The sequence below is a fragment of the Pseudarthrobacter sp. N5 genome, assembly GCF_050157035.1.
Lineage (GTDB): Bacteria > Actinomycetota > Actinomycetes > Actinomycetales > Micrococcaceae > Arthrobacter.
This window is the reverse complement of the sequence record NZ_CP189593.1, coordinates 1466689-1480031: the sequence shown is the minus strand read 5'-3', so window position 1 is coordinate 1480031 and position 13343 is coordinate 1466689. Positions and strand designations below refer to the sequence as shown.

Sequence of the window (13343 nt, the reverse complement as noted above, 5' to 3'; positions counted from 1 at the left end):
ACGGCGGTAACGTGTACTTCCTGAAGAATTAGATCGCTCGCTTCCTCAGCCGACGGCGCTCACGCTCGGAGAGGCCTCCCCAAATTCCAAATCGTTCGTCGTTCGCCAGGGCGTATTCCAGGCACTGCGAACGTACGTTGCAGGCGCCACAGACCTTTTTGGCATCCCGGGTGGAGCCGCCCTTCTCAGGGAAGAAGGCTTCCGGGTCGGTCTGCGCACACAGCGCATCCGTCTGCCAGCCGAGTTCGCCTTCATCATCGAAGTCCCGCTCGAAAGGCAGCCCGATCCACACCGGCTGGGACGTGGTCCCGGCGGTGAGCGTCTGGAGCTCCATGGGTGGATCATGGAGCTCGTCGTCCTGATCGGGCTGGCCCGCCAGGAGTGCTTCATGGGCCGCCAGGAATGCGGTGGCCTGGTCCTGCAGGGAATCTTTGGTGTTCTGGTTGTAGAGCTCTGCAGCACCCGGATCTGCCGGATCGACGTACCAGTCACCCGGCACCCCGCGTGAGCGGTATTTCGCCGTTGCCTGAGCGGCGACGACTTCATCTTCATGGATACGCGCAACTTGCCCCATGGCGTCCCTCCTGATGTTGCTGCCCTTGCCTGGATACGTTGGCACTCGGTTGTGTGCCTTTATCTGCGCAATGGCGTTCGATAACTAATTACACGCGTGTAAGTAGTGGTGAGTCAAGCCGCGGACGCGATAATAATCAATCGGATCGATTATCCCCGGCCACGCCACGCCCGGAATAATTTTCCGGGCAGCATGCCGCGTTCCGCCGCGCTGGCAGCCGACTCGCCTTTTTTCAAGCCGATTCATTGGAATGGCGGGGAAAATACATCCCAAGGGATATTAACGCAAGTGAAGTTACATACCATCTGTGTCACAAATCACACATTGACGGGCCGCGGAACGCTGCGTGGCCGCGTGGCAGGATGGAGCCATGAGCATCCCGGCAAGCGAACTGATGGCAGCCCTGCGTTCCGGCAATTCCACATCCCCGCGCCTGACCTGGTACGGACCAGACGCCGAGCGGGTGGAACTCTCCGGCCGGGTACTGGACAACTGGGTGGCAAAGACCAGCAATCTGCTACAGGACGAGCTCGACGCCGAACCTGGAATGAGCCTGCGGCTCGATCTTCCAGCCCACTGGAAATCGTTGATCTGGGCATTGGCTGCTTGGCAGCTCGGCCTGGAACTCGTGCTCGACGGCGGCGAAGCCGATCTGTTGGTGACGAGCGAGCCAGCAAGTTCCGGTGGAGGGTTCGACGCCGTTATTGCGGTTCCGCTGCCGGCCCTTGCCATGCGGTGGCCGGGTGAGCTTCCCCGCGGCGTGCTCGACTACGCCTCTGAAGTCCGCTCGCACGGTGACGTTTTTATGGCCCACGGAATTCCCGACGACTCTGCCCATGCGGTCCGGACCGGGGACGGTTCAGTCCACGAACACAGCGTGCTGCTGGAAGGCTTCGCCGCAAGCCACGAGACCGGCGCACGGCTGCTGGTCCGTGCATCCGATGGCCTCGAAGGGGCCCTGGCCAATGCCCTCGGCGCATGGCACAACGGCGGTTCAGTGGTGCTGGTCCATCCGGACGTGGAGCTGACGGACAAACTGCTCGCGGCCGAAAGAATCCAGGGGAGCTAGAACCCCGCACATAACTCTGTGCGCGTGCGGAAGGGGCGGTCCGCCGTCGGGCGTTCCGGTTTTGGTGTCGCCGCAGCTAGGGCTGGCGAGGCAGCTCGGTGTCCTGGGCTGCCGTCTCAGGATCGGCCGCAACCCTGGCGGCGTGGTGCACCTCGATGAGCTCATGGTCATGGGAGAACTCAGGCTCTTCGTCCAGTTCCTTGTTGAAGACCAGGAACCTGTAGGCGAAGAATCTGACTACGGTGGCCACGAGGATGCCGGCGATACCGGCGGCGAAGAGCATGTTCTTGTCAGTGACTCCGAAGGAGTACTTGGCCAGGGCCGTGAAGCCCGTTGAAATGCCTATTCCGATTCCGTTGATGAGGATGAACATCATGAGCTCGCGCAGCACGTTGTCCTGGCGGCGGTGGCGGAAGGTCCACAACCGGTTCGCGATCCATGAAAATATTGTGGCGACCGTTGCGCCTACGAAACGGGCCTTGGCCTCGCTGTCGGTCATAGGACCGTGCATCAGGTAATAGGTCAGTCCGTTGTCTATGACAAACGCGACACCGCCCACCGCACCGAACTTTGCCACCTCACGCCAGAAAAGCGAGGCAAGCCCCCGGATACGCTCTGCGATTGTATTAAACATGACCCTCCATGGCCGACTGAACTTAGGGCCACTGGGCCAAGGACTTATTTTAGCCCCGATTCCCGGGAGCTCGCCCAATACGGCCCGGATGAGGCTGATCGGCAGCGGAATTGACGCGAAATAAGGCCTGAGGCGGCGCGAAAGCCGGTAACCAGCCACCTTTTCTGTAGTCTGGCACATGTGACTTTTCCTGTAATCGGTGTGGTTGGCGGCGGCCAGCTTGCGCGCATGATGGCCCCAGCCGCTACTGCCCTTGGCTTTGAACTCCGCGTCCTCGCTGAAGGTGAGGACGTCTCCGCTGTTTCTGCCGTGCCCACGGCGCCGGTGGGTGACTACCGGGATCTGGACGCCCTGCTCCGCTTCGCCGAAGGGCTCGACGTCATGACCTTTGACCACGAGCACGTGCCCACCGGTCATCTCCGCGCGTTGCAGGCGGCGGGGGTCAATGTTCAGCCCGGCCCCGATGCGCTGGTGAATGCCCAGGACAAACTGGTGATGCGTGCCGCAATCGACCGGCTGGAACTGCCCAACCCTGTCTGGGCCCCCGTAGCTGACGTGGCCGCACTGGTCAGCTTTGGGGACTCGACCGGCTGGCCGGTGGTGCTCAAAATGCCGCGGGGCGGCTATGACGGCAAAGGCGTGCGGATGGTGGACTCCGCTGCGGAAGCGGCTGAGACCAGTGACTGGTTCGACGCCATGAGCCCGCTGCTGGCAGAGGCCAAGATTGCGTTCAGCCGGGAACTCTCGGCCCTCGTGGCCCGCACACCCGACGGCGAATCACGCGCCTGGCCCGTTGTACACACCATCCAGGTGGACGGGGTCTGCGATGAAGTCATCGCTCCGGCGCAGGACATTCCGGTGGAAGTTGCAGCAGCGGCCGAGGACGCCGCCCTGCGGATCGCCAACGAGCTCGGAGTCACAGGCGTTATGGCCGTGGAACTCTTTGAAACACCCGGTGTGGGTGCCGGGTTCCTGATCAATGAACTCGCCATGCGTCCTCACAACACCGGACACTGGACCCAGGACGGCTCGGTCACCAGCCAGTTTGAGCAGCACCTGCGGGCCGTACTGAACCTGCCGCTCGGCGCCACGGATGTGCTTGGCCCGATCGTGGTCATGAAAAACTTCCTGGGAGGAGACAACCAGGACCTTTTCTCCGCTTATCCCACGGCCCTAGCCAGCGAGCCCGCGGCGAAGATCCACTGCTATGGCAAGGAAGTCCGGCCGGGCAGGAAAATCGGCCACGTCAATCTGGTGGGTACATCGGCGGCAGATGCGGCTTCACTCCGGCACCGCGCCACCAGGGTTGCCAACATCATCAGGGACGGCCGGATTCCGGCCGAAACACCCCCAGGGACTTCCGAGGAGAACGCATGAGCCCCGAAACAACCACAGGCACCACCGGGGCCGCTGCCCGCCCGATCGTCGGACTGGTGATGGGGTCCGACTCCGACTGGCCGGTCATGGAAGCCGCCGCCGACGCCCTTGCGGAGTTCGGCATCCCGTTTGAAGCGGACGTCGTGTCCGCGCACCGTATGCCCACGGAAATGATCAGCTACGGCCAGACGGCCCACCAGCGCGGGCTGCGTGTCATCATCGCCGGTGCCGGCGGTGCAGCTCACCTGCCAGGAATGCTCGCCTCGGTCACTCCGCTTCCTGTCATCGGCGTTCCCGTGCCGCTGAAGACGCTCGACGGTATGGACTCCCTGCTGTCAATCGTTCAGATGCCGGCCGGTGTACCGGTGGCCACCGTGTCCATTGCCGGAGCCCGGAATGCAGGCTTGCTCGCGGTGCGGATTCTGGCCTCCGGGACCGATGATCTCGCCGCCGGGCTGCGTGCCGATCTGCTTGAATTCGCCCAGGAGCTCAACGACGTCGCCACCCGAAAGGGAGCCAACCTCCGTCAGAAGGTCAGTGAAGTCTTCTCCGACGGAAACGTCGTTCTCCGGGGCAGCCGTTAGGAACCGGGTCATGTCCACTCCGCAATCACGCCAGCCGGCCCCACAGACTGCCCTGACGGATCCGGTCCGCCACCCGGCGAGTGCGCCTGCCCCGGTCAGGACCAAACGGGCGTTTCTGCTGGTGCTTATGACGCTGTTCATGCCCGGAAGCGCCCAGATCGTTGCTGGCGACCGGAAACTCGGCAGGGCTGCCCTGCGGGTCACGCTCACAGTCTGGGTGCTGGTAATTCTGGCGTTGGTGCTGCTGGTCGCCGACCGTTCGCTGCTCATCAACATCATCACCAACCCGTTTGCCTCACTCCTGATCGTCATCTTCCTCATCGCCCTGGCAATCGGCTGGGCCGCCCTGTTCATCAACACACTCAGGCTGATCCGTCCCGTTCTGCTGGCCCCGGGCATGCGGCCGATAGTCGGCGGAGCACTGATTTTGGCCATGGTGCTCAGCAGCGGTTCTCTGGGCTATGCGGCCTATCTGCTCAATGTCGGCAGGAACGCCATAGGCAGCATCTTCAACGCCAACGGACCCGCCATCGATCCTGTGGACGGCCGCTACAACTTCCTGATGATGGGGGGAGATGCCGGGGCAGACCGCACCGGGCGCCGCCCGGACAGCCTTTCGGTCCTGAGCGTGGACGCCAAGACGGGGCAGACTGCCATTATTTCAGTGCCGCGGAACCTGCAGAACGCCCAGTTCAGCGAAGGCTCCCCCATGCGCAAGATCTATCCGGATGGCTACAACTGCGGCGACGAATGCCTCATCAACGCCCTCAATACCGAGGTCACCAATGAGCACAAGGATCTGTATCCCGGAGTCGCAGATCCCGGTGCCCAGGCCACTTTGGAAGCTGTATCAGGCACACTCGGAATAAAGGTCCAGGCATATGTCCTGGTGGACATGGACGGCTTTGCCAAGCTCATTGATGCCATGGGCGGCATCCGGATCAAGGCAGGTGGCTGGGTGCCCATCAGTGGCGACATGGTGGATGAAGCCAACGGAATACATGGCATGCCTCTAGGTTGGATCCCCGCCGGCGATCAGAAACTGGATGGCTACCACGCCCTCTGGTACGGCCGCTCCCGTGAATTCGTCGACGACTACGCCCGCATCCAGCGACAGCAGTGCGTCCAGCAGGCCATGCTGAAACAGCTCGACCCTGCCACGCTGCTGTCCAAGTTCGAGGACATCGCAAACGCCGGTACCAAGGTGGTCGAATCCAATATCTCATCGGGCCAGCTCGGAAGCTTTGTTGACCTCGCCATGAAGGCCAAGGGTAGAGACGTCAGCCGGCTGACCATCGGCCCCCCGGACTTCGACGCGTCGTTCTCCACCGTGCCGGATTTTGATCTCATCCACCAGCGCGTCAGCCAGCTGCTTGCGGCACAGTCCTCCCCCTCAGCCGGCGCTGCCGGGGACGTCCTCCGCGAGCCGTCCGCCGGCACCGGACACCTGATGGCAGCCGGCCTGACGCCCGCGGCGACGCCCGCGAAAACCACGCCGCCGTCGTCGTCGGACTTCACCCCGACGACCACCACGCCGGGCGGTGAGCCAATCACCGAAAAGATGTTGAACGCGTTCAAGAGCCAGGGAAATGAACAGGCGATCCGTGATCTGGTGTCCACCAACGGCCAGTGCGCGCCCCTGTAACTCCAGCGCCTGAGTTACCCGAATCCGTGCAAGAATCCCCTGAGCCAGAGACAAGGACCCCCGGCCGTGTACGAAATTGACAACGTTCTCCGCCCCTACCCCTGGGGATCCACGACGGCGATCGCCGGGCTGTTGGGACGGCCGGAGTCAGGGGGGCCGGAGGCGGAACTGTGGATCGGAGCGCACCCGGACTCCCCGTCCGTTGCAAGACGGCCGGACGGCACTCTTGTGCCCCTCGACGCACTGATCGCCGAGGATCCGGTGCATTTTCTGGGCGAGTCCACAGTGGCCGAGTTCGGACCACGGCTGCCGTTCCTGACCAAGATTCTGGCTGCTGCACAGCCGCTGTCGCTGCAGGTGCATCCCAGTCTTGAGCAGGCGAAGGCCGGCTTTACCCGTGAAAATTCCGAAGGCCTTGCCGCTGACGCGCCTAACCGGAGCTACCGGGATGACAACCACAAGCCAGAGATGATCTTCGCGCTCACCACCTTTGAGGCCTTGTGCGGCTTCCGGTCAGCAGCGAAGTCGCGTGATATTTTCCTCCACCTCGCCGAGTGCTTTGACCTAACCGGCAAAGTCGTTCCACCGCTGCTGAGCCAGGTCCTGGATGACCTCGCACTGCCAGACGAGGGCGAAGCTCTGAGAGCGGCCTTCGAACGGATCATTGCCGGCGGCGAGAACGTAGCGGACGCGACGGCCATGGTCACGGCGGCCTTGATATCCGGGGCGCCCATGGCCCCATACCAGACCGAACTTTCCACCGTGGTGAGCCTCAACAACCAGTACCCCGGCGATCCAGGGGTGCTCATTTCCCTGCTCTTGAACAGGATTTCGCTGGCTCCCGGCGAGGCTGTGTATCTCCCGGCAGGCAACGCCCATGCCTATCTGCAGGGGCTGGGTGTTGAAGTCATGGCCTCTTCGGATAATGTGCTGCGCGGCGGGCTGACACCCAAATTCGTAGACATCCCGGAGCTTTTGAGGACCATCGCCTTCGAGGCCGTGGGAGTACCCATGCTGGTCCCGGAGATCTCCGGCCTGGGCCAGGAGCTGTACCAGCCGCCGTTCCGTGAATTCCAGCTGCAGCGGGTCGAAGTGGAGCCCGGCGGCTCACCGGTACCGCTGGCGCAGTCTGGTGCGGCGGTGATCATTGTGGTTTCGGGCGCCGTGTACCTCGATTCGCCCAAGAGCGATCTTCAGCTGGGCCACGGCTGCAGTGCCTTCCTGCCGGCGTCGGAAGCTCCTGTCAACGTCCACCCGGTGTCCGGAGCCGTGGAGACCGCCATTGCGTTCGCCGTGACCACGTCGATGAAGGCCTGATCCGGTGGAGTACTTCCTTCAGACCCAGGCCTGGGCGGATTTTCAGGAATCGCTGGGCCGGAGGGTGCACCAGCGGTCCGGCCAGGGCTGGAGCTTCCTTGCAGTTGAGGAGAAAAATCCTGCCGGGAAAGTCGTGTATGCCCCGTACGGTCCCGTCGCGTCTTCAGCGGAAGCGTTCGATGCCGCCCTGGCCGCTCTCACGGACGCTGCCCGGTCATGCGGTGCTGTCTTCGTGCGGATCGAGCCGGTGGGCCTCGGGACGGCTGGTGCCGCTGAGTTGCTTCGCGGCCGCGGCCTGCAACCGGCCCCGGCCAGCCAACAGCCCGAGCTGAGCTCGATTGTTGACCTGGAGCCGGACTTCAAAGAGGTTCTGGCCCGGATGAAGCCGGTCAACCGCAACCTTTACCGCAATATTCATAAAAAGGGCGTGACGTTCCGGAAGTCGCAGGATCCGGAGGACATCCGGATACTCCTGAACTTCCTGCACATGACCGCCCGGCGCAACGGTTTCAAGCCGCAAAGCGACGACTACCTAAGCCAGGTGGCCCGGTCGCTGATGCCGTCCGGTGCCGCGACTCTGTTCATTGCGGAGCTGCACGGCGGCCCCATCGCGGCAGCCCTGGCCTACGACTCCGCGGACACCCGCACCTACGCGCACGCAGCGCTGGACGACTCCCACCGGAAGCTCAGCGCCGGCATCCCCTTGCTCGTTACGCTGATGGCCGATGCCAAGGACAAGGGTCTCAAGCACGTGGATCTGTGGGGCGTGGCCCCGGATGACCGGCCCGATCATAAGTGGGCCGGATTCACGGCATTCAAGAAGTCCTTCGGGGGCCGCGAAATCGCCTACCCCGGAACCTGGGATCTCCCCGTAAAAAAGCTGCGTTACCGCACGTACCAGCTCGCCCGCAGGCTCCGCGACAAACTCCGCTGAACCCCGCATCCCCCGTCAGTCGCGGGGTGTCCGGCAAAAGGCTACGGGGAAGACTGGAGAATCCACGTCGCAAGGGAACGAGAGGGCAGTAAGCCCGGACGCCGTGATGTTGTTGGGCACCGTATGATGTTCCAGCCCGGCGAAATGGTGGTGCACGACGGCGACAAGCCGTTTATTGTCGAAAAAGTCCGCGCAGCCATCCGCGTGCGAAGGCCAAGCACGGCTCCGCTGCCTACCGAATCCCGCGCCTGACACCAGGCCGAACGAACACTTGAGGCCCCGAATCGGCAGGATCCGGGGCCTCAAGTGTTCGTTCGCGCTAAAATGAAGGGCTAGCGGCGGGCGTAGCCTTCCCACTTGCTGGCCTGGTGCTCGCCGTCCACGAACCTGATGGTGCCGGACTTGGACCGCATAACGATCGACTGGGTCAGGACCTTGTCCTTGGAGTAGCGCACGCCCTTGAGGAGGTCGCCGTCGGTGATACCGGTAGCAGCGAAGTAGCAGTTGTCGCTGGAGACCAGATCGTTGGTGGACAGAACCCGGTCCAGATCGTGGCCGGCGTCGATGGCCTTCTGCTTCTCGTCATCGCTGGTGGGCCACAGTCGGCCCTGGATGACGCCTCCGAGGGACTTGATGGCGCAGGCAGCAACGATGCCTTCGGGCGTTCCGCCGATACCCATGAGCGCGTCAACGCCGGTACCGGAGCGGGCAGCAGCGATGGCGCCGGCGACGTCGCCGTCCATGATGAACTTGGTGCGGGCGCCTGCCTCGCGGATCTCCTCCACGAGGGGGCGGTGCCGGTCGCGGTCCAGGATCATGACGTTGAGCTGGTTGACCTTGACCCCCTTGGCCTTGGCGATCAGGTGCAGGTTCTGCTTGACCGGCAAACGCAGATCCACCATGTCCGCAGCTTCCGGACCGGTGACCAGCTTCTCCATGTAGAACACGGCAGAGGGATCAAACATGGAGCCGCGCTCGGCCACGGCCAGGACGGCCAGGGCGTTATTGATGCCCAGGGCCGTCAGGCGGGTACCGTCGATGGGATCCACGGCGACGTCGCATTCGGGGCCCGTTCCGTCACCGACATGCTCACCGTTGAAGAGCATGGGGGCTTCGTCTTTTTCGCCTTCGCCGATAACCACAACGCCATTGAAATGAACGGTCTGAAGGAAAGAGCGCATGGCGTCGACGGCGGCGCCGTCAGCCTTGTTCTTGTCTCCGAAACCAACCCAGTGGCCACCGGCAATAGCCGCGGCTTCGGTGACACGGACAAGTTCAAGAGCAAGGTTGCGGTCCGGCTCGTCGATCCCGACCGCCAGGGACGGGGAAATCGTGGAATATTGCTGGGTCATAGGTGCTGGTGACACGTGAACCTCTTCGTTGAGTGGCGATCATTGAACCCGTGCGCCCCCGTTTAAGGCGGTGACTTAAGGCGGTGACGGTGATTCCTCTGATATTGATCATAGTCGCGGGGTACCCCGGAGGTCATGGGATGACCACGGAGTGGAATGGCATCTGGCGAGTGCCGCGAATGTGAGTTCGGGCCTCACATAGGCGACTATAGAAAGGTGAGTGAAAAGCAGGAAACGACCGCCCAGAACCGCAGTGCGCCCGGACAGGCCTCCACCGGCGAAACCTCCGGGCAGGCAGCCATCAGGCCGGTAATCCCCGCCGCTGCGGCAAAGCGGGCCAACGCATCGGTGCCCGGCATGATCATTGCCCTGGTTGTGAGCATCGCGGCGTTCCTGCCTATCGTCCTGATGAACCCGGCTCCGAAGACGGACGGCTTCCATCCCGACATCAATGTCAGCGCCATCGCAAAGAACGCCACGGATGTGGCGGGATTCACACCTGTTGCCCCCGAAACCGGCGACACATTCCGCCCGAACTACGCCCGCTGGGAGTCCGGTACCGCCAACGGGGTGCCCACGTGGGAGGTGGGGTACCTGACGCCCAAGGAATCCTTTATCGGCCTGGTCCAGACACGGCAGGCCAATCCCACCTGGCTGCTGCAGCAGACAAAAAACGCCCAGATCACCGGCGCACGAAGCGCCGGCGACAAGGACTGGGAACTGCGCGACACCGGCAAGGGCGAGAAAAGCATGATTCTGGCGTACCGCGGAACCACCGTTGTCCTGTCCGGTACGGCGCAGCTGGACGAGTTCACGGTTCTCGCGACCGCCGTCGTGCATTCCTTGGACGGCAACCCGGAAGTAATCATTGCCCCTTCAGCCAGCCCCACGCCGTAAGGTAGAGGCGTGGCAACCTATCTGACTCCCGCACTGGCCTGGCGGCGCATGCGCGAGGGCAACGAACGCTTCATCAATGGCGAATCCTCGCACCCCAACCAGGACGCCTCACGTCGATCCTCCCTCCTGGAAGACCAGCACCCCTTTGCGGTCATCTTCGGTTGCTCGGACTCAAGACTTGCTGCCGAGATCATTTTCGACCTCGGTCTCGGAGACGCTTTTGTGGTGCGCACAGCAGGCGAGGTGATCGACGACGCCGTGCTGGGCTCCCTTGAGTACAGCATCAGCGAGCTGGGGGTGCCCCTGATCGTTGTCCTGGGGCATGACAGCTGCGGCGCCGTCAGCGCCACCAAGATCGCCGTCGAAACGGGGCTGATGCCCGTCGGCTTTATGCGCGACCTCGTGGAACGGATCACCCCGTCAGTCCTCACTTCGCTTCGCAACGGCCAGCATGAGGTCAACGACATGGTGGTGGAGCACGTCAAGCAGACCTCCCAACGCCTGGTAGACAGCTCCCGTGTGATTTCCGCCGCAATCGAAAACGGGCGTGCGGCAGTGATTGGGTTGTCCTACAGCCTGGCAGATGGCCGGGCCGACATCGTTTCCGGAATCGGCGAGCTCTAGGCGGGCTGTCTGGGGCCCATGCCAGCGGGTGCAGCACTCCGTTCACGGTTTTCGGTGCAGCCGCCCGTCGCAATAAGCTAGCCCCATGACTTCCACAGAAGATTTGCACACTGAAGAGTTCCGCATTGAACAAGACACCATGGGCGAAGTCCGCGTCCCCGTGAACGCCCTGTACCGCGCCCAGACGCAGCGAGCGGTCGAGAACTTCCCGATCTCCGGCAAGACCCTGGAACGGGCACACATCGAAGCCCTCGCGCGGGTCAAGAAGGCTGCTGCCCAGGCCAACGCAGATTTGGGTGTGCTCGACGGTGAGCTGGCCCAGGCAATCGCTGACGCTGCCGATGAGGTGGCCGCCGGAAAGTACGACGGCGATTTCCCCATCGATGTCTTCCAGACGGGTTCCGGCACGTCCTCAAACATGAACACCAACGAGGTCCTAGCTGAACTGGCAACGCGCGCCCTCAAGGCCGCCGGGAGCGACAAAGTTGTCCACCCGAACGACCACGTCAACGCCTCACAGTCCTCCAACGATGTGTTCCCCACTTCCGTTCACGTCGCCGCCACCTCAGCGCTGATCAATGACCTCATCCCGGCACTCGGCTATCTGGCGGAGTCGTTGGAACGCAAGGCCCTTGAATTCAAGGACGTCGTGAAGTCCGGCCGCACGCACCTCATGGACGCCACGCCCGTGACCCTGGGCCAGGAATTCGGTGGCTACGCCGCGCAGGTACGCTACGGCGTGGAGCGCATCAACGCTTCCCTCCCACGCGTGGCCGAAGTGCCCCTGGGCGGCACGGCCGTGGGCACGGGCATCAACACCCCGGCCGGCTTCCCGGAGCGCGTCATCGAACTCCTCGCCGCCGACACCGGGCTCCCGCTGACCGAGGCCCGCGACCACTTCGAGGCTCAGGCCAACCGCGACGGCCTGATCGAAGCGTCCAGCCAGCTGCGAAACATCGCGATCTCCTTCATGAAGATCAACAACGACCTCCGCTGGATGGGCTCCGGTCCTAACACGGGCCTCGGCGAAATCTCCATCCCGGACCTGCAGCCGGGCTCCTCGATCATGCCCGGCAAGGTCAACCCTGTCATTTGCGAGGCCTCGATCATGGTGTGTGCCCAGGTCATCGGCAACGACACGGCCATCGCTTGGTCCGGCACCAACGGCGCCTTCGAACTGAACGTCGGCATTCCCGTGATGGCCGCCAACCTGCTCGAGTCCGTACGCCTGCTGGCCAACACGAGCCGCGTCATGGCGGACAAGATGATCGACGGCATCACCGCCAATGTGGAGCGCGCCCGCTTCCTGGCCGAGGCCTCGCCCTCCATCGTGACCCCGCTGAACAAGTTCATCGGCTACGAAAACGCCGCCAAGATCGCCAAGAAGGCCGTGGCCGAGGGCCTCACCATCCGCGAAACGGTGGTTGCCATGGGCTTCCTTGAGCGCGGCGAGCTGACCGTAGAGCAGCTGGACACGGCCCTGGACGTTATGTCCATGACGCGCCCGCCACACAAGGCCTGACGCACCAGCCCCCGACGGCGGCCGGTACCTTTCGAACGAAAGGCGCCGGCCGTCGTTGGCCCCGTCCCGGGTCGGCAACATTTGAGCCTGTAGGGGCGCCGTAACTTTGGGGGTTGCGGCGCCCCTGCTTCGTTAAGTCCGCGCCGCTTCGTCAGGGTTCGAAGTGCGTTCATTCTTCGATTCACAGATTCGGGTTGGGCCCGGAATCCACTAACACCACTGTGCCGTAGCTGTTCTGCAGGACCAGTGACTGGCCGTCCAGCGTCCAGGTCACGGCCTTCTTGAAAAGCCCATGGGTCCAGTTTTCATAGCCACTCTCCGGCCCTGGGCAGGCCATGGCGCTGGATACGATCGAGCCTGGAATCAGCTGGTCCCCTCGGACATCCACTTCCACGCCCAGGCCATTGCACGGGGTCTTGACGCCCACGGTCCAGGTTCCGTTGACAAATACAGAGGAAACCACCAGCGGCTGGTCCTTCAGCCAGGCCAGTTCCCCGCTTGAATCCCTGCCGCTCACGGAGGTATATGCCTGGCACCCGAACGGCCCGCCCTCGCATGTGGGGGTAGGCATGACCGGGGTGGTGGGAAGTACCGTCGGCGAATCCGGCGGGGCGTCAGGCCGAGCGGGGAGGCTGGAGCTCCCGGGGGAAGGGAGCTCCAGGGGCGTCCCTTTGGGCGCCGGTGCGCCCGGCAGACCGCCACAGCCTCCCAGGAAAGCCACCAAAAGCGGCACGGCCAAGGCCATCAAGAGCCGGCTACGATACGTCACAGATGCCCCCCCCGAACGGAGTATGGCGATGAATCGCCGGGTACG

Annotated in this window: 14 protein-coding genes; 10 read left to right on the top strand and 4 right to left on the bottom strand. The window is 63.3% G+C overall.

Annotated elements, in window-relative coordinates; genetic code table 11:
- Nucleotides 1-28 precede the first annotated feature (28 nt).
- Nucleotides 29-574 carry a WhiB family transcriptional regulator gene (locus tag ACQCST_RS07350; protein ID WP_426998626.1) on the bottom strand — a complete coding sequence of 182 codons (546 nt, stop codon included), beginning with the start codon at nucleotides 572-574 and terminating at the stop codon, nucleotides 29-31.
- Nucleotides 575-944: 370 nt separating this feature from the next.
- Between ACQCST_RS07350 and ACQCST_RS07345 the strand changes: the two genes are divergently transcribed.
- Complete coding sequence (locus ACQCST_RS07345) at nucleotides 945-1643, top strand: TIGR03089 family protein (protein WP_426998625.1); 699 nt, start codon at nucleotides 945-947, stop codon at nucleotides 1641-1643.
- A gap of 76 nt (nucleotides 1644-1719) precedes the next feature.
- On the opposite strand, the gene ACQCST_RS07340 is transcribed toward ACQCST_RS07345, so the two are convergent.
- Entirely contained in the window at nucleotides 1720-2277 is a 558-nt protein-coding gene (locus ACQCST_RS07340; RefSeq protein WP_426998624.1) for a GtrA family protein, read from the bottom strand.
- A 180-nt stretch (nucleotides 2278-2457) separates the two neighbouring features.
- Between ACQCST_RS07340 and ACQCST_RS07335 the strand changes: the two genes are divergently transcribed.
- From ACQCST_RS07335 to ACQCST_RS07310, 6 genes are all read left to right on the top strand, one after another.
- Complete coding sequence (locus ACQCST_RS07335; RefSeq protein ID WP_426998623.1) at nucleotides 2458-3654, top strand: 5-(carboxyamino)imidazole ribonucleotide synthase; 1197 nt, start codon at nucleotides 2458-2460, stop codon at nucleotides 3652-3654.
- Nucleotides 3651-4238, top strand: coding sequence for a 5-(carboxyamino)imidazole ribonucleotide mutase (gene purE / locus ACQCST_RS07330; protein WP_426998622.1), 588 nt, complete (start codon nucleotides 3651-3653; stop codon nucleotides 4236-4238). The genes ACQCST_RS07335 and purE overlap by 4 nt, the downstream gene beginning before the upstream one ends.
- Nucleotides 4239-4248: 10 nt before the next feature.
- Nucleotides 4249-5883, top strand: a complete 1635-nt coding sequence (locus ACQCST_RS07325) for an LCP family protein (RefSeq protein ID WP_426998621.1) — start codon at nucleotides 4249-4251, stop codon at nucleotides 5881-5883.
- Nucleotides 5884-5949: 66 nt separating this feature from the next.
- Nucleotides 5950-7200, top strand: a complete 1251-nt coding sequence (gene manA / locus ACQCST_RS07320; RefSeq protein ID WP_426998620.1) for a mannose-6-phosphate isomerase, class I — start codon at nucleotides 5950-5952, stop codon at nucleotides 7198-7200.
- A 4-nt stretch (nucleotides 7201-7204) separates the two neighbouring features.
- Entirely contained in the window at nucleotides 7205-8134 is a 930-nt protein-coding gene (locus ACQCST_RS07315) for a lipid II:glycine glycyltransferase FemX (RefSeq protein ID WP_426998619.1), read from the top strand.
- Nucleotides 8135-8257: 123 nt separating this feature from the next.
- The gene (locus ACQCST_RS07310; RefSeq protein ID WP_426998618.1) at nucleotides 8258-8386 is read left to right on the top strand and encodes a hypothetical protein; all 129 of its coding nucleotides are present in this window, start codon (nucleotides 8258-8260) and stop codon (nucleotides 8384-8386) included.
- Nucleotides 8387-8466: 80 nt separating this feature from the next.
- Here ACQCST_RS07310 and glpX read toward each other — a convergent pair whose 3' ends face one another.
- Nucleotides 8467-9486: a class II fructose-bisphosphatase gene (gene glpX, locus ACQCST_RS07305; protein WP_426999106.1), complete on the bottom strand. Its 1020-nt coding sequence runs from the start codon at nucleotides 9484-9486 to the stop codon at nucleotides 8467-8469.
- Between the two features lie 216 nt (nucleotides 9487-9702).
- Between glpX and ACQCST_RS07300 the strand changes: the two genes are divergently transcribed.
- The 3 genes from ACQCST_RS07300 to ACQCST_RS07290 all read left to right on the top strand — a co-directional run bounded on the left by ACQCST_RS07300 (nucleotide 9703) and on the right by ACQCST_RS07290 (nucleotide 12529).
- Nucleotides 9703-10383, top strand: coding sequence for a DUF4245 domain-containing protein (locus tag ACQCST_RS07300; protein WP_426998617.1), 681 nt, complete (start codon nucleotides 9703-9705; stop codon nucleotides 10381-10383).
- A 9-nt stretch (nucleotides 10384-10392) separates the two neighbouring features.
- Complete coding sequence (locus ACQCST_RS07295; RefSeq protein WP_426998616.1) at nucleotides 10393-11007, top strand: carbonic anhydrase; 615 nt, start codon at nucleotides 10393-10395, stop codon at nucleotides 11005-11007.
- An 85-nt stretch (nucleotides 11008-11092) separates the two neighbouring features.
- Nucleotides 11093-12529, top strand: a complete 1437-nt coding sequence (locus ACQCST_RS07290) for a class II fumarate hydratase (RefSeq protein ID WP_426998615.1) — start codon at nucleotides 11093-11095, stop codon at nucleotides 12527-12529.
- Nucleotides 12530-12710: 181 nt separating this feature from the next.
- On the opposite strand, the gene ACQCST_RS07285 is transcribed toward ACQCST_RS07290, so the two are convergent.
- Nucleotides 12711-13100, bottom strand: a complete 390-nt coding sequence (locus tag ACQCST_RS07285) for an META domain-containing protein (RefSeq protein WP_426998614.1) — start codon at nucleotides 13098-13100, stop codon at nucleotides 12711-12713.
- Nucleotides 13101-13343: the final 243 nt, after the last annotated feature.

Bases quoted from the DNA above. Each gene is read 5' to 3' on its own strand.
- ACQCST_RS07350 (WP_426998626.1), bottom strand. From the start codon at position 574: ATGGGGCAAGTTGCGCGTATCCATGAAGATGAAGTCGTCGCCGCTCAG.
- ACQCST_RS07345 (WP_426998625.1), top strand. From the start codon at position 945: ATGAGCATCCCGGCAAGCGAACTGATGGCAGCCCTGCGTTCCGGCAAT.
- ACQCST_RS07340 (WP_426998624.1), bottom strand. From the start codon at position 2,277: ATGTTTAATACAATCGCAGAGCGTATCCGGGGGCTTGCCTCGCTTTTC.
- purE (WP_426998622.1), top strand. From the start codon at position 3,651: ATGAGCCCCGAAACAACCACAGGCACCACCGGGGCCGCTGCCCGCCCG.
- ACQCST_RS07325 (WP_426998621.1), top strand. From the start codon at position 4,249: ATGTCCACTCCGCAATCACGCCAGCCGGCCCCACAGACTGCCCTGACG.
- ACQCST_RS07310 (WP_426998618.1), top strand. From the start codon at position 8,258: ATGATGTTCCAGCCCGGCGAAATGGTGGTGCACGACGGCGACAAGCCG.
- glpX (WP_426999106.1), bottom strand. From the start codon at position 9,486: ATGACCCAGCAATATTCCACGATTTCCCCGTCCCTGGCGGTCGGGATC.
- ACQCST_RS07290 (WP_426998615.1), top strand. From the start codon at position 11,093: ATGACTTCCACAGAAGATTTGCACACTGAAGAGTTCCGCATTGAACAA.
- ACQCST_RS07285 (WP_426998614.1), bottom strand. From the start codon at position 13,100: ATGCCTACCCCCACATGCGAGGGCGGGCCGTTCGGGTGCCAGGCATAT.